Source organism: Bradyrhizobium sp. GW821-FHT13H05, from assembly GCF_058804065.1.
On the sequence record NZ_JBXAPO010000009.1, the window covers coordinates 213,922 to 235,193 of the forward strand.

Below are 21,272 nucleotides of genomic sequence, written 5' to 3' on the forward strand. Positions count from 1 at the left end.
CTCTCCCCGTAAGAACGGGGCGAGGGAGAGGACCGCCGTCGGAGCGATCAGCTCGCATCAGATCTTCTGATTGTACTCGCCGACTTCGGGATGGGTGCGCAGCACGCTGTTCACCATCTCGAACATGTCGTGCATGCGCTGCTCGGAGACCGGGCTCTCGACCACGACCACGAGCTCGGGCTTGTTGGATGAGGCGCGCACCAGGCCCCAGCTGCCGTCCTCGACCGTGACGCGGACACCATTGACGGTGACGAGGTCGCGGATCGCCTGTCCCCCGATCTTGGCACCCTTCGCCTGCAAGCCCTCGAAATGCTTCACCACCTGGTCGATGACGCCGTATTTGACCTCGTCGGCGCAATGCGGCGACATGGTCGGCGACGACCAGGTCTTCGGCAGCGCGTTCTTCAGGTCCGCCATCGACTTGCCGGGCGCGCGGTCGAGCATGTCGCAGATCGCGAGCGCCGAGACGAGGCCATCGTCATAGCCGCGTCCATACGGCTTGTTGAAGAAGAAGTGGCCCGACTTCTCGAAGCCGGCGAGCGCGCCTGTCTCGTGGGTGCGGCGCTTCATGTAGGAATGGCCGGTCTTCCAATAGGTGGTCCTGGCGCCCTGCTTCTGCAGCACCGGATCGGTAATGAAGAGACCGGTCGATTTCACGTCGACGATGAACTGCGCGTCCTTGTGGATCGCCGACATGTCGCGCGCCAGCATCACGCCGACTTTGTCGGCAAAAATCTCCTCGCCGGTATTGTCGACGACGCCGCAGCGGTCGCCGTCGCCGTCGAAGCCGAGGCCGACATCGGCCTTGTGCTGCAGCACCGCGTCGCGGATCGCGTGCAGCATCTCCATGTCTTCGGGATTCGGATTGTATTTCGGGAAGGTGTGGTCGAGCTCGGTGTCGAGCGGGATCACCTCGCAGCCGATTGCCTCCAGCACCTGCGGCGCGAATGCGCCGGCGGTGCCGTTGCCGCAGGCCGCGACGACCTTCAACTTGCGCTTCAGCTTCGGACGGTTGGTGAGGTCGGCGATATAGCGCGCCGGATAGTTCTCGTGGAACTGATAGGAGCCGCCGGCCTTGTTCTTGAATTCGGCGTTGAGGACGATCTCCTTCAGTCGCGTCATCTCGTCAGGGCCGAAGGTCAGCGGACGGTTGGCGCCCATCTTCACGCCGGTCCAGCCATTGTCGTTATGCGAGGCCGTGACCATGGCGCAGCAGGGCACGTCGAGGTCGAACTGCGCAAAATAGGCCATGGGCGTCACCGCAAGCCCGATGTCGTGAACCTTGCAGCCGGCCGCCATCAGGCCGGAGATCAGCGCGTATTTGATCGAGGCCGAATAGCCGCGAAAATCATGGCCAGTGACGATCTCCTGGCTAACCCCGAGCTCGGCGATCAGCGCGCCCAGCCCCATGCCGAGCGCCTGCACACCCATCAGGTTGATTTCCTTCTGGAACAGCCAGCGCGCGTCGTATTCGCGGAAACCCGTGGCCTTCACCATCGGCTCGGATTCGAAGGCGTAGGTGTTGGGCAGCAAGACGGATTTCGGCTTGGGGAACATGGAGACGGTCTCGTGAAACTGGCGGGAATTGATGCAGCCTTAGCGAATGCCGGGCCGTGGCGGAAGGCGGGAATGGCGCCTTATGGATGATAATTGCGGCAGTTTGGTAACGAGGAATGATGTGCTGAGATAGAACCTGCATTTCTGGCCAGATCGGCTATGGGCGTGCCATCTCATTTTCGACGACTGCCCTGAGAGGTGGGAGTGCCTGCTGAGCGGTCTCCCACACAAGATGGGCTGCAACGTCCTCATAGTTGTGGCGATAGACATTGCCCGCCGCCGCCATCTGCCTCCATGCGATCCCTGGGTGCCTCGCCTTCAGTTCTTCTGGCAGGCGTCGAGACGCTTCTGAAATGATTTCCAGACACCGCGTAACGGCATAGACCGCCCGCAGGTCCGCCGCGAATGCCTCGCGATCGAGACCTCCGGCGAACTCAATCGCCAGATCGATGTGATGCAGGAGCCCGCAGGGTCCCGTCGATGCGATCAGAAGGCATAGACAGCGTCAGCCGTCGCGGCGGGCGCGACGTATGATTTCAGGCCGTCGCGATTGACGACATCAACCGGCCCGTCAAAAAGGTTGGCGATATATTCCTTGAGCTCGACGTAGTCGAAGACCGTGATCCGCGCCTCGGGATCGATCTCAACCATGATATCGACGTCGCTGCCGGAGTGATTTTCACCCCTCGCGACCGAACCAAACAGCGCGGCATGCAAAACGCCCCGCTCGCGCAGGGCGGACTCGGACCGTCGGAGGATGGCAATCGCGTCGGGGCTGTTCATGGACGGAATATAGCACCCCGCTCGCCCTTAAGGGAGGCCCACCGGCCAATTAGAGCAGACCTACTGCTCCAGCACCATCTGGCCGTTGGCGTACTCGAAACGCTTCAGGCGGGACAGGAAGGAGAGACCGAGCAGGTTTTCGGACAGCGCTTCGTCCGGAAGCACCATGGCATCGACGTCGCGCACGACGAGGCCGCCGACATCGAGCATGGCGATGCGGGTGCGCGCGGCCTTGATGGTGCCGTTGGCGGTGGAGACGGTAGCGTTGTACTCGCTGCGCGAGGGACGGAGACCAAAGCGGGCAGCCGAGGTCTCGTTCAGCGCCACCACGGACGCGCCGGTGTCGATCATGAAGCCGATGCGCTGGCCGTCGACGCGGCCTTCAGTCTGGAAATGACCGCGGGCGTCGCGGGGAATATTGACGCTGCGGCCGCCAGCCGGCGCCGTGGTCACCACTGCGACCGTCGTGCGCGGCACTGATGTGGCGGACGCGGAGCTCATCCTGTCCGCCATCTGCGCCATGAAGGTGCCGAGGCCGATCATCACGGCCGCGAAGATCACAATGTTACGCATCACACCACTTCCGAGCCGAAAGCTCGATTTCACCACGCGGCACGCCCGACCGCGAGCGATGCCGCGGCTGGGCCGGTGCCATTTTGACGAAAAGGATGAGCGGACGGTTAATGCGGGTTCGTGGTTTCTCAGGTGCCGCGCGGCTTGACCCGCCGGGTCGGCAGCGCATTCGCCGGGTCTTCCGGCCAGGGGTGGCGCGGGTAGCGGCCGCGCAGGTCGGAGCGTACCGCACTGTAGCTGCCGCGCCAGAAGCCCGGGAGATCGCGCGTCACCTGCACCGGGCGCTGCGCCGGCGACAGCAATTCCAGCACCAGCGGCACCTTGCCGGCGGCGATCGAGGGATGGGTGTTGAGGCCGAACAATTCCTGGAGCCGCACCGCGATGGTCGGCCCCTGCTCGGCCTCATAGTCGATCGCCAGAATAGTGCCGGTCGGCGCCTCGAAATTCGTCGGCGCCTCGCGATCTAGCCGCGCGCGCATCTCCCACGGCAGCAGCGCCATAAGCGCATCGGAGAGATCGCCGGGGGAGATGTCCTTCAGTGCGATCTTGTCGTAGAGCGCCGGCACCAGCCAGTCCTCGCGCCGCGCGATCAATCCGTCATCGGACAGATCCGGCCAGCTGTCGCCCTCGGCCTTGCGCAAGAACATCACGCGATCGCGCCATTGTTTTGCGGCCTTCGACCAGGGCAGCCGGTCGAGGCCGGCGGCGATCAGCCCATCGGCGAAGATGCGCGCGGTGTCCTCGGAGGGCGACACCGCAAGTGTCGCTTCGGAGAGCGTGATCGCATGCAGCGCGCGCTTGCGCCGCGCGCGCAGCGCCATCGCCCCGCGGTCGAAGGAAATCTCGTCGACGCTCTCGATATGCTCGGCAAAATGCCGCTCGATCTCGTCCTGCGTGATTTGCGCGGCGAGCAGGATGCGGCCGCTCGCCGCCGTGCCCGTCATCTCGCCGATCGCGATATAGGGCGCTCGTGCCAGCGACGATGTCTGCTCGACGGCAGCGCCACGGCCATTGGCGAGCACGAAGCTGCCATTGCCGCGATTACGCGCGACGCGGTCCGGAAAGGCGTAGGCGAGCATCAGGCCGGTGGAGAGATCATCCGGCTCGCCCGCCTTCTCTGACGCCGCCACCTGCGAGGCCCAGCGCCGCGCCAGATCACGCGCGCTCGCAGCGCGTGGCGAGCGGTCGCGGCGAAACTGATCGCGGCGATGCTCGAGATCGGCGCTGTCGCCGCCAAGCCCACGCTCGGTGAGGATGGCGGCAATCTCCGCGGCGGCTTCGCCCTCGCCGGCGCGATGCGAATCCACGATCATGCGCGCCAGCCGCGGCGGCAGCGCCAGCGCGCGCAAGCTCTTGCCCTCCGCCGTGATGCGGCCGTCGGCATCGAGCGCGTTAAGCTCGGTGAGCAGACTTTTGGCTTCCTTCCAGGCCGGCGCGGGCGGCGGATCGAGGAACGACAGTGCGGCGGGATCGGCGACACCCCATTGCGCGAGATCGAGCACCAGCGAGGACAGATCGGCGCTCAAAATTTCCGGCTGGGTGTAGGGCGCGAGCGAGGCCGTCTGCGGCTCGTCCCAGAGCCGATAGCAAACGCCAGGCTCGGTGCGGCCGGCGCGGCCGCGGCGCTGGTCCACCGCTGCGCGGGCGGCACGCACGGTCTCGAGCCGGGTCAGGCCGATATCGGGCTCGTAGCGCGGCACGCGGGCAAGCCCGGAATCGACGACAATGCGCACGCCTTCGATGGTGAGCGAGGTCTCGGCGATCGAGGTCGCCAGCACGACCTTGCGCATGCCCTTGGGCGCCGGCGAAATCGCGCGGTCCTGCACGGCGGCATCGAGCGCGCCGAACAGCGGCACGATCTCGATGCTGGCGTCCTGCACGCGCTCGCCGAGAAAGTTCTGGGTGCGGCGGATTTCGGCGGCGCCGGGCAGGAACGCCAGCACCGAGCCGCTGTCGGCACGCAACGCAGACGCAATCGCATCCGCCATCTGCCGCTCGATCGGCGCATCCGCCTTGCGGCCGAGATAGCGCGTCTCGACCGGAAAGGCGCGGCCCTCGCTTTCGACGACAGGCGCCTCACCAAGCAGCTTTCCGACCCGGGCGCCGTCGAGCGTGGCCGACATCACGAGGATACGCAGGTCTTCGCGCAGGCCGGTCTGCGCATCACGCGCCAGCGCCAGACCCATGTCGGCATCTAGCGAGCGCTCGTGGAATTCGTCGAACAAGATGGCGGCGATGCCGGAGAGTTCGGGATCGTCGAGGATCTGACGGGTGAAGATGCCTTCGGTCACGACTTCGATTCGCGTCGCGCGCGAAATCTTCGAGCCGAAACGGACGCGATACCCAACGGTCTCGCCGGCGCGCTCGCCGAGCGATCTGGCCATGCGGTCGGCACTGGCGCGCGCGGCGATGCGGCGCGGCTCCAGCACAATGATCTTCTTGCCCTTGGCCCAGGGTGCGTCGAGCAATGCCAGCGGCACGCGCGTGGTCTTGCCTGCCCCCGGGGGAGCCACCAGCACAGCCGCATTGTTGGCCTCCAGCGTGCGCGAGAGGTCGTCGAGCACGGCATCGATCGGGAGGGGCGTGTCGAAGTTGCGGGGCAAATATCTCGGTCCCGTCATCACCCGCGAAGGCGGGTGATCCAGTAAACTCAGATCTCAATCATCACGAAGATCGAGATTACTGGATACCCCGCCTTCGCGGGGTATGACAATCATATGGTTATCAGCCCTGAACGGTCGGTCGGCCGACGCTCTCGTAGACGAAGCCGGCCGCACGCATGTCTTCCGGGCGGAAGATATTGCGGAGATCGACAACGACGGGCTGGGCCATGGTCGCCTTCAGCCGGTCGAGATCGAGGCCGCGGAACTGGGTCCATTCCGTGACGATGACGAGCGCATCGGCGCCTTCAGCGCAGGAATAAGCATCCTCGCAATAGGTGATGCTGGGCAGCTCACTCTTGGCCTGCTCCATGCCGACGGGATCGAAGGCCTTCACCTTCGCGCCCATGTCGATCAGGCCGGTGACGAGCGGGATCGACGGTGCATCACGCATGTCGTCGGTGTCGGGCTTGAAGGTGAGGCCGAGCACGGCGATGGTCTTGCCGCGCAGCGAGCCACCGAGTGCCTGGCTCACTTTTCGCGCCATCGCGCGCTTGCGGTTCTCGTTGACCGAAAGCACGGATTCGACGATGCGAAGGCTCACATCATAGTCCTGCGCAATCTTGATCAGCGCCTTGGTGTCCTTCGGGAAGCAGGAGCCGCCGAAGCCGGGACCTGCGTGCAAGAATTTCGTGCCGATGCGGTTGTCGAGGCCAATGCCGCGCGCAACCTCCTGCACGTTGGCGCCGACCTTTTCGGAAAGGTCCGCGATCTCGTTGATGAAGGTGATCTTGGTCGCGAGGAATGCGTTCGCGGCGTATTTGATCATCTCGGCGGTGCGGCGTTCCGTGAACATCAGCGGCGCCTGGTTCAGCGACAGCGGACGATAGATGTCGCCCATCACCTTGCGGCCGCGCTCGTCGGAGGTGCCGACGACGACGCGATCGGGAAACTTGAAGTCTCGGATCGCGGCGCCCTCGCGCAGGAACTCAGGGTTCGAGGCGACGACAACATCGGCCTTGGGATTGGTCTCGCGGATGATGCGCTCGACCTCGTCACCGGTGCCGACCGGCACGGTCGACTTCGTCACCACGACGGTGAAGCCGGACAGCGACTGCGCGATCTCTTTCGCGGCGGCGTAGACATAGGACAGATCAGCGTGACCATCACCGCGGCGCGACGGCGTGCCGACCGCGATGAACACGGCATCGGCATCCGCAACCGGCTTCGACAGATCGGTGGTGAAGTCGAGCCGCTTGGCCTTGACGTTGGCCGCAACCAGCTCGTCGAGGCCGGGCTCGTAGATCGGAATCTCACCGCGATGGAGTGCCGCGATCTTCTTCTCGTCCTTGTCGACGCAGGTGACGTCGTGACCGAAATCCGCAAAGCAGGCTCCGGACACCAGTCCCACATAGCCCGTTCCGATCATCGCGATGCGCATGAAAAACCCTGTTTTGGCTTGGTTAACGAAATCCCAATGCGGGGCGGTTTAGCACTTTCCTGATGGGTGGGAACAGGCCGCACGCAAAAACCGGCACACGAATTGTACCGGTAAAGAAATCGTAAACCGCAAGGCCCCACACTGCATCACGCCCGCACAGAGCCGGGCGGAACACGCCTCGAAACGGGACACCATGGCACCATCAGGCACAATCGCAGCGAGCAGGGGCGTTAACGCCCCGGCTGCCGCGCGTGTCGACTGGGTCGACTACGCCAAGGGCATCTGCATCGTCATGGTCGTGATGATGCATTCGGTGCTGGGGGTCGAGCTCGCCGCCGGCGAGACCGGTTTCATGCACGTCCTGGTGGCCTTCGCAAAGCCGTTCCGGATGCCGGATTTCTTCCTGATCTCGGGCCTATTCCTGCCCCTGGTGATCGATCGCGACTGGCGAACCTATCTCGACCGCAAGGTGGTGCATTTCGCCTATTTCTATGTCGTCTGGGTGACAATCCAGTTCGGCTTCAAGGCCCCCGCCTTCGCCGCCGAAACCGGCTGGCGCGACGCGGGCCTGCTGTATCTGGAATCCTTCATCGAGCCGTTCGGGACGCTCTGGTTCATCTACCTGCTGCCGATCTTCTTCATCGTCACAAAACTGACACGCAAAATGCCGCCGCTGGCGATCTGGCTCATTGCCGCCGCGCTGGAGACGGCACGCATCACGACCGGCTGGACCGCGATCGACGAATTCTGCGCGCGCTTCGTCTATTTCTATTCGGGCTATCTGTTCGCGCCTTACGTGTTCGCACTGTCGGATCGCGCACGCAGCCGTCCTGCGCCTGCGCTCGGAGCGCTCGCGACCTGGGCGCTGATCAATGCCGGTCTCGTCGCGAGTGGCGCCAGCGAATGGAAGATCGTCTCGCTCGTGCTCGGCTTCGCCGGCGCCGGCGCGATCATCACGATGGGCACTCTGCTCGCGCGCGCGCAGCGGCTGAACTTTTTCCGCTTCTGCGGCGAGCATTCGATCGTGATCTATCTCGCCTTCTTCCTGCCGATGGCAGCGACGCGAACGCTGCTGCTGCACACGGGTATCATTCCTGATATCGGCACGGTGTCACTGATCGTCACCATCGTCGGCGTAATCGGATCGCTGGCGATCTGGCAGGCGGCGCTGCGGCTCGGCGGCAATTTCCTGTTCGAGCGGCCGGATGCATTCTGGATCGCGCCGAAGAAGGCTACGGCCGCGTTGCAGGCCGCGGAATAGCGAGAATCACAGTGGGGGATAGTCGCCCCACCAGCCCAAAAATCCCGCTCCCAAGGCTGTCTTTTGCCGCAAAAATTCATACATTGCGGCCATGCCCAAGACATCCCCGAAGACCGCCGCCAAAGCCGAAACCAAGCCCGCTGCCGCGACAGCTGCTGCCAAACCGGTCGCGGCGAGGGCAGCCGGCAAGGGCGACCACATCTTCCTGGTCGACGGTTCCGGTTACATTTTCCGCGCCTATCACGCGCTGCCGCCGCTGAACCGCAAATCCGACGGCCTTCAGGTCAACGCCGTGCTCGGCTTCTGCAACATGCTGTGGAAGCTCTTGCGCGACATGCCCGCGGACAACCGACCGACGCATCTCGCCATCGTGTTCGACAAGTCGGAAGTCACGTTCCGCAACAAGATCTATCCCGAGTACAAGGCGCACCGGCCGCCGGCGCCTGACGATCTCATTCCGCAATTCGCGCTGATCCGCGAGGCCGTGCGCGCCTTCGACCTGCCGTGCCTGGAACAGGGCGGCTTCGAGGCCGACGACCTGATCGCGACCTATGCGCGGCAGGCCAGCGAGCGCGGCGCCACCACGACCATCGTGTCCTCCGACAAGGACCTGATGCAGCTCGTGAACGACAAGATCACGATGTACGACACCATGAAGGATCGCCGCATCGGCATTCCCGAGGTGATCGAGAAATTCGGCGTGCCGCCGGAAAAGGTGGTCGAGGTGCAGGCGCTGGCCGGCGATTCCACCGACAACGTGCCTGGTGTCCCCGGTATCGGCATCAAGACCGCGGCGCAGCTGATCGTCGAATACGGCGACCTCGAGCAGCTCCTGTTCCGCGCCACCGAGATCAAGCAGCCGAAGCGGCGCGAGGCGCTGATCGAGAATGCCGAGAAGGCGCGGATTTCGCGCCAGCTGGTGCTGCTCGACGACAAGGTCGAGCTGGAGGTGCCGCTGGACGATCTCGCCGTGCACGAACCCGACGCGCGCAAGCTGGTCGCGTTCCTGAAGGCGATGGAGTTTTCCACGCTGACGCGCCGCGTCGCCGACTATTCGCAGATCGATCCGGCCAATGTCGATGCCGATGTGACGAACAGCAGCGAGGCACGTGGCGGCGACAGCGCACCCAGGACGACGTCGTCCGCGACATCGGGCGATCTCTTCGCCGCTCCTGCGGCGACCGCGACGGGCGGCGACAAGGGCGACAAGTCGGCCAGCGTCAAGGGCGCGCCGATCTCACTCGCAGCCGCGCGCGAAGAGGCCTTGCGAAAACTTCCGGTCGATCGCGGCAGGTATCAGGCGATCAAGACACTCGACGAGCTCAACGCCTTCATCGCCCGCATCCACGATGCCGGTCATGTCGCGATCGAGATCCGTGCGAACTCCATCGATCCGATGCAGGCCGATCTCTGCGGCATTGCGCTGGCGCTGGCGCCGAACGAGGCCTGCTACGTGCCGCTGGCGCACAAGCAGTCCGGCGGCGGCGCCGGCCTGTTCGACGCGGGCCTTGCACCCGATCAGGTCAAGCATGCCGATGCGATCGAGGCGCTGCGGCCGGTGCTGGAATCAGGGGGAATTCTCAAGATCGGCTTCGACGTCAAGTTCACCGCCGTGATGCTGGCGCAGCACGGCATCACGCTGCGCAACGCCGACGATGCCAAGCTGATCTCCTATGTGCTCGACGCCGGGCGGGGCTCGAATGAACTCGACTCGCTCGCCGAGCGCTGGTTCGGCCATGCCATGCTGAAGGAGAGCGAGCTGCTCGGCAGCGGCAAGGGCAAGATCACCTTCGACCAGGTGCCGATCGACAAGGCCGCGCCGCTGTCGGCCGAAGGCGCCGACATGGCCCTGCGGGTCTGGCGCGTGCTCAAGCCCCGCCTCGTCGCCGAGCAGATGACCACCGTCTACGAGACGCTGGAGCGGCCGCTGGTGTCGGTGCTCGCGCGCATGGAACGGCGCGGCATCTCGATCGACCGCCAGGTGCTCTCGCGTCTCTCCGGCGACTTCGCCCAGACCGCCGCGCGCGTCGAGGCCGAAATCCAGGAGATCGCGGGCGAGCCGGTCAATGTCGGAAGTCCAAAACAGATCGGCGACATCCTGTTCGGCAAGATGGGTCTCTCCGGCGGCACCAAGACCAAGACCGGCGCGTGGTCGACCACCGCGCAGGTGCTCGACGAGCTCGCCGAGCAGGGCCACGACCTGCCGAAGAAGATCCTCGAATGGCGCCAGGTCTCGAAGCTGAAATCGACCTACACCGACGCGCTGCCGACCTATGTCAATCCGCAGACCCATCGCGTGCACACGACCTACGCGCTGGCCGCGACCACCACGGGCCGGCTGTCGTCGAACGAGCCGAATTTGCAGAACATCCCGGTGCGCACCGAGGACGGCCGAAAAATCCGCCGCGCCTTCATCGCGACATCAGGGCACAAGCTGGTCTCTGCCGACTATTCGCAGATCGAGCTGCGGCTGCTGGCGGAGATCGCCGACATTCCCGTGCTGAAGCAGGCGTTCAAGGACGGGCTCGACATTCACGCGATGACGGCGTCCGAAATGTTCGGCGTCCCGATCAAGGGCATGCCGAGCGAAATCCGCCGCCGCGCCAAGGCGATCAATTTCGGCATCATCTACGGCATCTCGGCGTTCGGCCTCGCCAACCAGCTCGGTATCGCGCGCGAGGAAGCCTCGGCCTACATCAAGAAGTATTTCGAGCGCTTCCCCGGCATCCGCGCCTACATGGACGAGACACGGGACTTCTGCCGCAGCCACGGCTATGTCACCACGCTGTTCGGCCGGAAGATGCACTATCCCGACATCAAGGCGTCCAATGCCTCGGTGCGCGCCTTCAACGAGCGCGCCGCCATCAACGCGCGGCTGCAAGGCACCGCCGCCGACATCATCCGCCGCGCCATGACGCGGGTGGAGGATGCGCTGGCGCAGAAGAAGCTCTCGGCGCAGATGCTGCTCCAGGTGCATGACGAGTTAATCTTCGAGGTGCCGGATGCGGAGGTCGCCGCGACGCTGCCGGTCGTGCAGCACGTGATGCAGGACGCGCCGTTCCCGGCCGTGAACCTGTCGGTGCCGCTGCATGTGGATGCGCGGGCGGCAACGAACTGGGACGAGGCGCATTGAGCGCTCGTCACCTCTCCCTGTAAGAACGGAGCGAGGGAGCGCATCGCGTGCGCGGCAGCACCTGGAATTGTCCTCCGAGCAATTGCGCGATGGCGAGGCGATCACTCGCATATTAGAACCGTGCCATCCCCCGCACCGGTTCACCCATGCCCCATACCTCCGCCCTGCTCGGCTTCGCCCTCGTCTCGCTCGGTCTCGTGCTCACGCCCGGGCCGAACATGATCTATTTGATCTCGCGCTCGATCACGCAGGGGCCGGCGGCGGGCATCGTCTCGCTCGGCGGGGTGGCACTGGGCTTCGTGTTCTACATGCTGTGCGCGGCGTTCGGCATCACGGCGCTGCTGCTGGCCATTCCCTTTGCCTATGACGCGCTGCGCTTCGCCGGTGCCGGCTACATGCTCTGGCTCGCCTGGCAGGCGGTGAAGCCGGGCGGACGCTCGCCGTTCCAGGTGAAGAAGCTCGCGATCGACAGCCCGCGCAAATTGTTCGCGATGGGGCTCGTCACCAATCTGCTCAACCCGAAGATCGCGATGCTGTATCTGGCGCTGCTGCCGCAGTTCATCGATCCCACTGCCGGCAGCGTGCTGACGCAGTCGGTGGTGCTGGGCGCGATCCAGATCGCGATCAGCGTCAGCGTGAATGCGATGATCGCGCTCGCGGCGGGATCGATCGCGCTGTTCCTGGCAAGCCGGCCGAGCTGGATGCTGGTGCAGCGCTGGCTGATGGGCACCGTGCTGGCCGGGCTCGCGGTCCGGATGGCGGTGGAAGCGCGGAAGGTGTAGTCGACGTCGCAAGACATGCGCTCGTGTCCCGGACGCGCTGCAGCGCTCTTGCGGTGCTGCGCAGAGCCGGGACCCAGTGTTGCCGCATGGGCCCCGGCTCTGCAGTGCACCGCTTTCGCGCTGCACTGCGTCCGGGGCACGCGATGCGAGAGCTGAGAGATCAATCCAGCTTCGCGTCCATGCCCCGCTTCACGGCCGGGCGGGCCATCAGGGCGTCGTACCAGCGCTTGACGTTGGGGAAATCGGCCAGATCAACCTTGTGGCGAGGGTGGCGCCAGGCCCAACCGAGAATGGCAAAATCGGCAACCGAGAGGTCGCCGGCGACGAACTCGTGGTCGGCGAGGCGGCGGTCCAGCACGCCGTAGAGCCGGCGGGTCTCGGCCATGTAGCGCTTCAGGCCGTAGGCGCGGTCCTGCTCGTTCTCGAGTGCGATGAAATGATGCACCTGGCCCGGCATCGGGCCGAAGCCGCCCATCTGCCACATCAGCCATTCATAGACGGGAATGCGGCCTGCGAGCGATTTCGGCAGGAATTTGCCGGTCTTTTCGCCGAGATAGAGCAGGATTGCGCCGGATTCGAAGATGCTGACGGGCTTGCCGTCGGGCCCCTCGGGGTCGACGATCGCGGGAATCTTGTTGTTCGGGGAGAGCTTCAGGAACGCTGGCGCCATCTGCTCGCCCTTGCTGATGTTCACCGGGATCACCTTGTAGGGCAGCCCCATTTCCTCCAGCGCGACCGAGATCTTGCGGCCGTTCGGCGTGTTCCAGGTGTGCAACTCGATGGTCATGCCTTAATTTCCTTCCCCAACAGGTTGCCCCTCCACTACTCCAGAAGGTTGCACCCCCACAACCGGCGGGCCGGGATGGCCGACCGTCGGCCGATCCCTGTTGACTGGACCGGTCCCCTCTGGAATGTCGCGGCCTTCGCGGATAAATTCCGCCACTTTCCAAAAATGCTCCCGAGGGACCGCCGTGTCGAAATCTGCCTCCCGCGCCCGCCTGTTCGAAATCATCCGCCGGCGCTCCTTCGGCCGCGGTGACGTGACGCTCGCGTCGGGCCGCAAGAGCGATTTCTACTTCAACCTCAAGCCGACCATGCTCGACCCCGAGGGCGCGACCCTGCTCGCCGAGCTCACCTACGAGGCGCTCAAGGACGACAATCTCGATTTCATCGGCGGGCTCGAGATGGGCGCGGTGCCGCTCGCCGGCGCGCTGGCGCAGATCTCCTGGATCAAGGGCCATCCGATCGCGGCGTTCTTCGTGCGCAAGAAGCCGAAGGAGCATGGCGCCAAGCTCGCGATTGAAGGCCTGCCCAAAGGCGAGACGCTGGAAGGCAAACGCGTCGTGATCGTCGAGGACGTCACCACGACCGGCGGCTCGGCGATGAAGGCCGTGGAATCGGTGCGCGAGACCGGCGCCGAAGTGGTGCTGGTGCTGACCATGGTCGACCGCGAGGAAGGCGCCACCGACACGTTTGGTGCGGCCGGCCTGCCGTTCCGCTCGCTGTACAAGGCCTCGGAATTCTTGAAGGCGTAACACGGGCTCTCGTGTCCCGGACGCGGCGCGGCACGAAGTGACGCGACGCTGAGCCGGGACCCAGACTGTCGCGAGCATGGGCCCCGGCTCTGCAGCGCATCACGCCGCGTAGGGCGGCGCGCTGCGCAGCGTCCGGAGCACGAGAGTTCGCCAGGAACTGCTCCCTCAACCCCTCATTTACCATCCCGCTCTATGGTGAATCATTCGCTGAGACCTGACGGTCCCGGCCCGGTTCAGTAGCGTCGGGTGGAGTAAGCGTTGCGTACAGTCTCGTCCCATGCGCGCCGGCGGCGTCGCGCGATGCTTGTGGCCGCCACCCTGGCAGCCCCGCTGCTTGCAGCTCCGGCCCCGGTTTCGGCCGAAGGCCTGTTCGACTTCTTCTTCGGCGGCATGCAGCAGCAGCGGCCTCAGCGCGAAGTGCCGCAGCAGGCGAACTCCTACGCCGATCCCTTCACCGGCCAGCAGAACGCCGCGACCCCGCAATACGTGCCGCCGACCCGCTCGGCGGCAGCCGGCGGCTCGGGCCCAGCCTTCTGCGTGCGCAGCTGTGACGGCAAGTATTTTCCGCTGATGCGCGGCCTCGCCTCGCCGGCGCAGATGTGTCAGGCGTTCTGTCCTGCCAGCACGACAAAGGTTTATTTCGGCTCCTCGATCGACGGCGCCGCGTCGCAGACCGGCGAGCGCTACGCCGACAGCGAGAACGCGTTCGCCTATCGCAAGGCGCTGCGTTCGGACTGCACCTGCAACGGCCGTGAGCCGGTCGGCCTCGCCCCGGTCGATCTCGCGCTCGACTCCTCGCTGAAGGCCGGCGACGTGATCGCGACCTCCGACGGCCTCGTCGCCTATACCGGCGTTCGCCTCGGCAACGACCAGACCGCCGAGTTCACCCCGGTCGCCTCCTATCCCGGCCTCACCGCGCAGGTCCGCGCCCGCCTCGGCGAGATGAAGGTCGCTCCGGTGCGGGCAGAGACGGTGTCGGCAGATGCGCCGGCACAGGCCGAGATCGTGCGCGAGGCGCTGCCTGACGTGACGGCGCCGAAGACCCAGGGGAAGTCTGCGAAGCGGGCGGGGCTGGAGTAGTTCAGTCTCGTGTCCCGGACGCGGCGCGGCACGAAGTGACGCGACGCAGAGCCGGGACCCAGAATGTCGCGGGCATGGGCCCCGGTTCAGCAGCGCATCACACCGGACGATGCTTCGCATCGCCGGGAGTGCTGCGCTGCGCCCGCGGCAAGAGACCGTCACCTCCCGATAATGACCCCGATCACGTTCGGCGCGGCCAGATATTTCTCCTCGATCGCCGCGCGGGCGGCGGCGCGGTTTTCTGCCGTGAGCAGGCCGCGCTTTTCGGCCAGCATCATCCAGCAGAAACCCCACCAGTCGGTGAGCATGCCCTGATCCCCAACGAGGTCATAACCCTGCTCGGCCGCGAAGATGCGCGCATGCGCTTCGTCCAGCGTGTCGAGGAACAGATGGTCCTCGACCGAGAACAGATCGTCGCTGATGTCGTCGATGGTGTAGCCCCAGACCGACTGGCACACCGCGTTGAACTCGCGGTCGAACTGGTCGTCATCGATCCGCTGGCGCCGCGCCGCCTGGTGCAGCCGCGACAGCGAACGGGCGAAATCGGCGATCCGGGTGAGGGCAAACTGGTCGAAGGCAACGGTGGACATGTAGTCCTCGCAGAATCTGACAGACGCTAGATATTGTGTCGGCAACGTGCCGAATCACAATGATATATCAAAGACTTGCTAAAGTGTTCTTAATTTGTTCCAGAGAGACCCGAAATCTCAATAACAGCGCGAGGCCGCAATCGCGTGGACGCGGCGGTCACCGAGCAGATGGGCGACAAAGCCGTTCTTCGGAAAGATCTTTGCGAAGGCGGCGTCGCGGATGCTGAGGCCGCCGGCATAGGCGCCGAAGGCGGGCATCACGGCGCGCTGTCCATCGGAGGCAAAGCAGCGGCGCTCCATCAAACGGCCGCGGGCGGAGACGCGGGCCTTCGGATGCAGATGGCCGGCGATCTCGCCGTGCGCGCCGGTCGGCTCGTGGCGGAAGGTGATGGGACCGATCGCGACTTCGTCGGCGATGGTGCCGCCAAGATCGCGCGGCAGCATGGGATCGTGATTGCCGGAGATCCAGATCCAGTCGCGACCGGTCTGGAGTGCGGCGACGGCATCGCGGTCGTCCGCGGACAGGCGCTCATGCGCGGTGCGGTCGTGGAAACTGTCGCCGAGCGCGATGACCACGCGCGGATCATGGCGGGAGATGACAGCAGCGAGACGGCTTAGCGTTGCCAGCGTGTCGTAAGGTGGCAGCAGCACGCCGCGCGTGGCGAAGCTGGAGCCCTTTTCCAGATGCAAATCGGAGACGACGAGCAGGCGCTGTTCGTCCCAATAGAGCGCGCCGGAGAGATCCACCACGAAGGTCACATCGCTGATGCTGACCCTGGAAACGCGCATGTCCTCGACATCCTCCGAAATCAGCGCGCCCAAGATCAAACCTGCTTCTATCCCATCGCCTCTTTGACCAGCTCATTGGCGGCTTCCGCCAACAGCTCGTCTGCAGCTTCGCCATAGACTGACTCGCGGCCGATTTCCAGCATCACAGGGACGGCGAGCGGGGAGACGCGGTCGAGTTCCCGGTGGGTGATGCGGCCCTGGATGCGGGCGAGCATGCCCCCTAAACGGCGCAGGTCGAGCAGGCCGGTTGCGGCATCGGCGCGGGCGGCGCGCAGCAGCACGTGGTCGGCCTGGTGTTTGCGCAAGACGTCGTAGACGAGATCGGTCGAGAACAGCACCTGACGGCGGCTCTTGTCTTCGTCCGTGAAGCGACGCGGGATCAGGCCGCTGATCAACGCACAATTGCGAAAAGTGCGCTTCATCAGCGCGGATTCGGCAAGCCAGGCTTCGAGATCGTCACCGAGCATGTCGGGGTTGAACAGCGCATCGAGATCGAGCTCACCGTGGCGGATCATGAAGGAGGCATCGCCCAGCCCCCAGATCGCCACCGCATATTCATTGGCGACGAAGCCGAGCGGCCGGGCACGCGCGCGCTCCAGCCGCCGCGTCAGGAGCATGCCGAGCGTCTGGTGCGCGAGCCGGCCTTCGAAGGGATAGCAGATCAGGTAATGCTTGTTGCCGCGTGGGAAGGTCTCGACCAGCAGCTCGCGGACGCCGGGCACGCGCGAGACGTCCTTCTGTAGCGACAGCCAGTCGCGCACCTGCTCGGGCAGGCTGTTCCAGGCGCGCTTGTCATCGAGGATGCGGCGCACGCGCTCGGCGAGATAGGTCGAGAGCGGAAACTTACCGCCCATATAGGACGGCACCTTCGGATCCTTGTCGTTGGCGCGGGAGACGTAGACCTGGTCCTCGGCCAGCGCCTCGTAGCGCACGACCTCGCCGCCGAACACAAAAGTGTCGCCGGCAATGAGGCCCTCGATGAAATATTCCTCGATCTCGCCGAGGACGCGGCCGCCGCGCGCGATGGCGCCGGTCGATCCGCTGCCGGTGGAGCGTCCCCGCACCAGCCGCACCTTCAGCATCGGCTCCTCGACGATGGTCCCGACATTGAGGCGGTAGCTCTGCCGCACCTTTGGATTGGCGACGCGCCAGCGACCCTGCTTGTCCAGCTTGATGCGAGCGAAGCGCTCGTAGGTCTTCAGCGCATAGCCGCCGGTGGCAACGAAATCGACGACGTCATCGAAATCCTGACGCGTGAGGCCCGCATAAGGCGCCGCGGTGCGCACCTCGTCATAGAGATCGTCGCCGTAGAATGGCTCGCCGCAGGCGCAGCCCAGCACATGCTGGGCCAGCACGTCGAGCCCGCCGGTACGGAGCGGCGGGGTGTCCTGCGCATTCTCCGCGATGGCATCGATGGCCGCGCGGCACTCCAGCACCTCGAAACGGTTCGCCGGCACCAGCACCGCACGCGAGGCTTCGTCGAGGCGGTGATTGGCGCGGCCGATCCGCTGCATCAGGCGCGAGGAGCCCTTGGGCGCGCCGATATTGACGACGAGATCGACGTCGCCCCAGTCGACGCCGAGGTCAAGCGAGGAGGTGCAGACCACGCCGCGCAGCTTGCCGGCCGACATCGCGTCCTCGACCTTGCGGCGTTGGGCTACGTCGAGCGAGCCGTGATGCAGCGCGATCGCAAGGTTATCGTCATTCATGCGCCAGAGATCCTGGAACAGCATCTCGGCCTGGCTGCGGGTGTTGACGAAGACGAGCGTGGTCTTGTTCTGCTTGATCAGGTCGTAGACTTCGGCCAGCGCGTGGCGCGCGCCGTGGCCGGCCCAGGGCAGCCGCTCGCGCGTGTCGAGCATCTCGACCAGCGGCGGCGCCGCGCCGCTGGCGACGACGATGTCGGCAGCCGCTTCCTGACCGCCGGGCTGCGGCACCAGGAAGCGCGCAAGCTGATCCGGCTCGGCCACGGTTGCCGACAGGCCGATCGCACGCATCTGCGGCGCCAGCCGCCACAGCCGCGCAAGGCCAAGTGACAAGAGATCGCCGCGCTTGGAGGTCACCAGCGCATGCAGCTCGTCAAGCACGATACGTTTCAAGGAGGAGAACAAGAACGGCGCGTCGTCGGAGGACAGCAGCAATGCAAGCTGCTCCGGTGTCGTCAGCAGGATGTCAGGCGGATAGCGCCGCTGGCGCTGGCGCCGCGACACCGGTGTGTCGCCGGTGCGGGTCTCGACCTTGATCGGTAGAGCCATCTCGGCGATGGGACGCTCGAGGTTGCGCGCGATGTCGACGGCAAGCGCCTTCAGCGGCGAGATGTAGAGGGTGTGGAGACCGGCGCTACGCTGCACCGCGCGGCCGGTCGAGATCACCGAATTTGGAGAGGCTGCGGGCGCAGAACTCAGCTCCACCAGCGTCGGCAGAAAGCCCGCCAGCGTCTTGCCGGCGCCGGTGGGCGCGATCAGCAGCGCGCTAGCGTCCTCGCGCGCCTTCTCCAGCAGTGCGAGCTGATGCGCGCGCGGCGACCAGCCGCGGCCCGTGAACCACGCATTGAAGCGGTCGGGCAGCAGCGTGGCCGGCTCAGACGGGATTTTGAGAATGCGGGGCGGCACGGCATCACAGGTAAGCCGTGGGGGTGGGTTCGTCGAGGGGGTGGGTCTTCGCCTCGCCCCGCTTGCGGGGAGAGGCCGGAATGCGCGCGCAGCGCGGACTCCGGGTGAGGGGGAGCCTCCGCGAGTCCAACTGCCTCCGTCCCCGCGGAGGCTCCCCCTCACCCTCCCCTCTCCCCGCGCGCGGGGAGAGGGGAAGAGACAGCGATGCCCGCCCTACTCCGACATCGGCTTGTCGGAGATATCCCAATCCTTGCCGCTGAAGGTAGAGATGAACAGCGTCTTCATCGGCGTGTAGTCCTCAGGCGTGTAGTCGTAAGTGACGCCGTCGAGGAAATAGGGCGAGTGGAAGCCTTTGAGATTGGAGGCCTGCTTCAGCACGTTGGCACGGGTGAGGTCGTCGCCGCAGCGGCGCAGGATCTCGCCCATGGTGACGGCCTGGCCGTAGCCCGCAAAAGCGATGGTGTTGTCCTGATCGATCGCCGGCGTGTACTTCTTGCGCAGCTCCTCGAACGCCATCACGTCCGGATCCTTCTCCCATTTCGGGAGGCCAACTTCCTTGTTGTAGCGGATGGCGACGATGCCGGCGGCGTTCTCGAGGCCCGCGGCGTTGAGGATCGAGCGGCCGGTCGAGCCCGCCGACAGCAGTTGCAGCGGCTTCCAGCCGAGCTCGGCCACTTTCCGGATCGACTGCGACGTCGCCTTGCCGGTGGTGATGTTGTAGAAGACATCAGCACCCGACTTCGAGAGATTGATGAGCTGGGAATCGACCGTCGGATCGGTGAGATCGTAGGTCTGCTCCATGATGACAGATGCGGTGCCGCCGGCATCGGCCAGCACCTTCTTGAAGGGACCGAGGAAGTCGCGGCCGAAATCATCGTTCTGGTAGAGGATGCCGATCTTGGCGTTCGGCTTCACGGCAACGACGTGCCGCGCCAGGATGCGCGCCTCGGTCGGATAGAGCGGCAGGCCCGCCATCGTCCATTTGAACTCTTTCGGGTTATTCCACTTGGACGCGCCGGTGTTGAGCAGCAGCTGAGGCACGCCTTTGGCGTTCAGGTATTTGTGCACGGACGTCTGCGGCGCGGTGCCGAGCGAGCCGTACAGCGCGAGCACCTCTTCCTGCTCGACCAGGCGCCGGGTCGCCTCGACGCATTTCGGCGCGCTGTAGGCGTCGTCCATGGTGAGGAACTTGACCTTGCGTCCGTTGATGCCGCCCTTCTCGTTCAGCATCTGGAAATAGGCCTCTCCTATGCGCCCGAGCACGCCATAGAGCGAGCCGGGGCCGGAATGCGGCACGGTCTGCCCGATCTTGATCTCGGTGTCGCTGGCCCCCGCATCGTATTTCTTCTCCGCGGCCCAGACGTAAGGCGCGGGCAAAGCGGAGGCGGCGATGGTTGCGAGCGCGGCGGCGCTGAAATCGCGCCGCGATGGATTCTTGGTCATTATTTGTCTCTCCCTAGCGCGCGCATTGTGCTGGGAACGCGGCACGGCTCGCAAGTAGGAAGTCATCGCTTTGCGATGCAATGACGCTCAAATCGACGGGCGTTAGCGCCTAAACTCAAGTTTTCTCGGCGGCCACGACGAGGCCGCGCACCGGCTCATTGTTCTCGATACGCGGAGATGCCGGCTCCAATGTCAGCAGCTTCAGGCCGGCCTTGGCGATGGCGCCGCGCGCATATTCCGCAGAATGGGCATAGCGCAGTCCTTCGCCAAGGACGATCCCGCTGCCGTCATGCGTTTCCAGCGTGAAGGCGAGCACTCCGCCAGACGCGAGCACGCGCCTGGCCTCAGTCAGCACCGGCGCGAGATCGGAGAGATAGACGAAGGCGTCCGCGGCGACGACGAGATTCGCGCTGGCATCGGCCTTGGTGCGTAGACCCTCGATCATGTCGGCAACTTCGAGCTCGGCATAAAGCTCCGTTGCGCGCGCCTGCTTGATCATGCCGGGCGACAGATCGATGCCGATGAAATGATCGACCTGTCTGGCGAAGGCCGCAGCCGCAAGCCCGGTGCCGCAGCCGAGATCGATGGCGCGCTTGAACAGGGCCGGCTTCTTCGCAGCAACGCGCGCAGCCAGCACCGCCTTGAAGATCAGCGACGGCGCGCGATAACCGAGATCGTTGATCAAGACGTGCTCGAAGCGCGGCGCATATTGATCGAACAGGGCCTGCACATAGGCCTTTGGCATCTCGGACAATTGCTCGTCGCCGAGGCGTATCAGATGCAGATGGGCGCCGTGCTGGTCGCCGGGATCGGACTCGCGCGATTTTCGAAAGGCCGCGATGGCCTTGTCACGCTCCCCGAGCTGGCTGCGGATTTCGCCGAGCGTGAACCAGGCGGACGTAAAATGAGGTGCGAGTTCGAGCGCCTGCTCGATGAGGTCGGCGGCGGCGGGCAGATCGCCCTTGAGCTGGAGGTCGCGCGCAAACTCGAAACGGCGGTCGGCCATGAGATCGCCGGAGGACAGGAACAAGCGCAGGGGCATGGGGAGACCGGGAAGCAGTGCAGACGGGTGACTCGAAGACACGGGGTTGCA

The 21,272-nt window shown here is 65.2% G+C and carries 17 protein-coding genes; 5 read left to right on the plus strand and 12 right to left on the minus strand.

Going from position 1 to position 21,272, the window contains the following annotated elements:
- Window positions 1–57: 57 nt before the first annotated feature.
- The 6 genes from AC1RR3_RS25955 to AC1RR3_RS25980 form a co-directional block, all read right to left on the minus strand.
- Window positions 58–1,557, minus strand: a complete 1,500-nt coding sequence (locus AC1RR3_RS25955) for a phosphomannomutase/phosphoglucomutase (RefSeq protein WP_492825943.1) — start codon at window positions 1,555–1,557, stop codon at window positions 58–60.
- 157 nt (window positions 1,558–1,714) lie between these two features.
- Window positions 1,715–2,047 carry a HepT-like ribonuclease domain-containing protein gene (locus AC1RR3_RS25960; protein WP_492826060.1) on the minus strand — a complete coding sequence of 111 codons (333 nt, stop codon included), beginning with the start codon at window positions 2,045–2,047 and terminating at the stop codon, window positions 1,715–1,717.
- A complete protein-coding gene (locus tag AC1RR3_RS25965; RefSeq protein WP_492825945.1) occupies window positions 2,044–2,340 on the minus strand; it encodes a nucleotidyltransferase family protein in 297 nt (98 codons plus the stop codon). Before AC1RR3_RS25965 ends, AC1RR3_RS25960 begins: the two co-directional genes overlap by 4 nt.
- 60 nt (window positions 2,341–2,400) lie before the next feature.
- Window positions 2,401–2,913: a TIGR02281 family clan AA aspartic protease gene (locus AC1RR3_RS25970; protein ID WP_492825947.1), complete on the minus strand. Its 513-nt coding sequence runs from the start codon at window positions 2,911–2,913 to the stop codon at window positions 2,401–2,403.
- Between the two features lie 128 nt (window positions 2,914–3,041).
- The gene (gene hrpB / locus AC1RR3_RS25975; RefSeq protein WP_492825949.1) at window positions 3,042–5,516 is read right to left on the minus strand and encodes an ATP-dependent helicase HrpB; all 2,475 of its coding nucleotides are present in this window, start codon (window positions 5,514–5,516) and stop codon (window positions 3,042–3,044) included.
- A gap of 121 nt (window positions 5,517–5,637) precedes the next feature.
- Entirely contained in the window at window positions 5,638–6,954 is a 1,317-nt protein-coding gene (locus AC1RR3_RS25980; protein WP_492825951.1) for a UDP-glucose dehydrogenase family protein, read from the minus strand.
- A gap of 193 nt (window positions 6,955–7,147) precedes the next feature.
- Between AC1RR3_RS25980 and AC1RR3_RS25985 the strand changes: the two genes are divergently transcribed.
- The 3 genes from AC1RR3_RS25985 to AC1RR3_RS25995 all read left to right on the plus strand — a co-directional run bounded on the left by AC1RR3_RS25985 (window position 7,148) and on the right by AC1RR3_RS25995 (window position 12,130).
- The gene (locus AC1RR3_RS25985; RefSeq protein WP_492825953.1) at window positions 7,148–8,215 is read left to right on the plus strand and encodes an acyltransferase family protein; all 1,068 of its coding nucleotides are present in this window, start codon (window positions 7,148–7,150) and stop codon (window positions 8,213–8,215) included.
- A gap of 91 nt (window positions 8,216–8,306) precedes the next feature.
- Complete coding sequence (gene polA, locus AC1RR3_RS25990; RefSeq protein WP_492825954.1) at window positions 8,307–11,348, plus strand: DNA polymerase I; 3,042 nt, start codon at window positions 8,307–8,309, stop codon at window positions 11,346–11,348.
- A gap of 146 nt (window positions 11,349–11,494) precedes the next feature.
- Window positions 11,495–12,130, plus strand: coding sequence for a LysE family translocator (locus AC1RR3_RS25995; protein WP_492825956.1), 636 nt, complete (start codon window positions 11,495–11,497; stop codon window positions 12,128–12,130).
- Window positions 12,131–12,290: 160 nt separating this feature from the next.
- On the opposite strand, the gene AC1RR3_RS26000 is transcribed toward AC1RR3_RS25995, so the two are convergent.
- The gene (locus AC1RR3_RS26000; protein ID WP_492825958.1) at window positions 12,291–12,917 is read right to left on the minus strand and encodes a glutathione S-transferase family protein; all 627 of its coding nucleotides are present in this window, start codon (window positions 12,915–12,917) and stop codon (window positions 12,291–12,293) included.
- A 184-nt stretch (window positions 12,918–13,101) separates the two neighbouring features.
- Here AC1RR3_RS26000 and pyrE point away from each other — a divergent pair, with 184 nt between their 5' ends.
- Both pyrE and AC1RR3_RS26010 read left to right on the plus strand, forming a co-directional pair.
- Window positions 13,102–13,665, plus strand: coding sequence for an orotate phosphoribosyltransferase (pyrE, locus tag AC1RR3_RS26005; protein WP_441238844.1), 564 nt, complete (start codon window positions 13,102–13,104; stop codon window positions 13,663–13,665).
- A 300-nt stretch (window positions 13,666–13,965) separates the two neighbouring features.
- Window positions 13,966–14,745 carry a DUF2865 domain-containing protein gene (locus tag AC1RR3_RS26010; RefSeq protein WP_492825961.1) on the plus strand — a complete coding sequence of 260 codons (780 nt, stop codon included), beginning with the start codon at window positions 13,966–13,968 and terminating at the stop codon, window positions 14,743–14,745.
- 158 nt (window positions 14,746–14,903) lie between these two features.
- Here the strand turns inward: AC1RR3_RS26010 and AC1RR3_RS26015 are convergent, their stop codons facing one another.
- From AC1RR3_RS26015 to AC1RR3_RS26035, 5 genes are all read right to left on the minus strand, one after another.
- A complete protein-coding gene (locus AC1RR3_RS26015; RefSeq protein ID WP_492825963.1) occupies window positions 14,904–15,335 on the minus strand; it encodes a hypothetical protein in 432 nt (143 codons plus the stop codon).
- Window positions 15,336–15,452: 117 nt separating this feature from the next.
- Window positions 15,453–16,124 (minus strand): ligase-associated DNA damage response endonuclease PdeM, encoded by a 672-nt coding sequence (gene pdeM, locus AC1RR3_RS26020; RefSeq protein WP_492825965.1) that lies wholly within the window; start codon window positions 16,122–16,124, stop codon window positions 15,453–15,455.
- A gap of 47 nt (window positions 16,125–16,171) precedes the next feature.
- The gene (locus AC1RR3_RS26025; RefSeq protein ID WP_492825967.1) at window positions 16,172–18,736 is read right to left on the minus strand and encodes a ligase-associated DNA damage response DEXH box helicase; all 2,565 of its coding nucleotides are present in this window, start codon (window positions 18,734–18,736) and stop codon (window positions 16,172–16,174) included.
- A gap of 213 nt (window positions 18,737–18,949) precedes the next feature.
- Window positions 18,950–20,179, minus strand: a complete 1,230-nt coding sequence (locus AC1RR3_RS26030; RefSeq protein WP_492825969.1) for an ABC transporter substrate-binding protein — start codon at window positions 20,177–20,179, stop codon at window positions 18,950–18,952.
- A 115-nt stretch (window positions 20,180–20,294) separates the two neighbouring features.
- Entirely contained in the window at window positions 20,295–21,221 is a 927-nt protein-coding gene (locus AC1RR3_RS26035) for a class I SAM-dependent DNA methyltransferase (protein ID WP_492825971.1), read from the minus strand.
- Between the last annotated feature and the right edge of the window lie 51 nt (window positions 21,222–21,272).

What these genes read in the sequence shown, in the direction of transcription:
- AC1RR3_RS25955 (WP_492825943.1), bottom strand. Translation starts at nt 1,557, where the DNA reads ATGTTCCCCAAGCCGAAATCCGTCTTGCTGCCCAACACCTACGCCTTC.
- AC1RR3_RS25965 (WP_492825945.1), bottom strand. Translation starts at nt 2,340, where the DNA reads ATGAACAGCCCCGACGCGATTGCCATCCTCCGACGGTCCGAGTCCGCC.
- AC1RR3_RS25970 (WP_492825947.1), bottom strand. Translation starts at nt 2,913, where the DNA reads ATGCGTAACATTGTGATCTTCGCGGCCGTGATGATCGGCCTCGGCACC.
- AC1RR3_RS25980 (WP_492825951.1), bottom strand. Translation starts at nt 6,954, where the DNA reads ATGCGCATCGCGATGATCGGAACGGGCTATGTGGGACTGGTGTCCGGA.
- AC1RR3_RS25985 (WP_492825953.1), top strand. Translation starts at nt 7,148, where the DNA reads ATGGCACCATCAGGCACAATCGCAGCGAGCAGGGGCGTTAACGCCCCG.
- polA (WP_492825954.1), top strand. Translation starts at nt 8,307, where the DNA reads ATGCCCAAGACATCCCCGAAGACCGCCGCCAAAGCCGAAACCAAGCCC.
- AC1RR3_RS25995 (WP_492825956.1), top strand. Translation starts at nt 11,495, where the DNA reads ATGCCCCATACCTCCGCCCTGCTCGGCTTCGCCCTCGTCTCGCTCGGT.
- AC1RR3_RS26000 (WP_492825958.1), bottom strand. Translation starts at nt 12,917, where the DNA reads ATGACCATCGAGTTGCACACCTGGAACACGCCGAACGGCCGCAAGATC.
- AC1RR3_RS26010 (WP_492825961.1), top strand. Translation starts at nt 13,966, where the DNA reads ATGCTTGTGGCCGCCACCCTGGCAGCCCCGCTGCTTGCAGCTCCGGCC.
- AC1RR3_RS26015 (WP_492825963.1), bottom strand. Translation starts at nt 15,335, where the DNA reads ATGTCCACCGTTGCCTTCGACCAGTTTGCCCTCACCCGGATCGCCGAT.
- pdeM (WP_492825965.1), bottom strand. Translation starts at nt 16,124, where the DNA reads ATGCGCGTTTCCAGGGTCAGCATCAGCGATGTGACCTTCGTGGTGGAT.
- AC1RR3_RS26030 (WP_492825969.1), bottom strand. Translation starts at nt 20,179, where the DNA reads ATGACCAAGAATCCATCGCGGCGCGATTTCAGCGCCGCCGCGCTCGCA.
- AC1RR3_RS26035 (WP_492825971.1), bottom strand. Translation starts at nt 21,221, where the DNA reads ATGCCCCTGCGCTTGTTCCTGTCCTCCGGCGATCTCATGGCCGACCGC.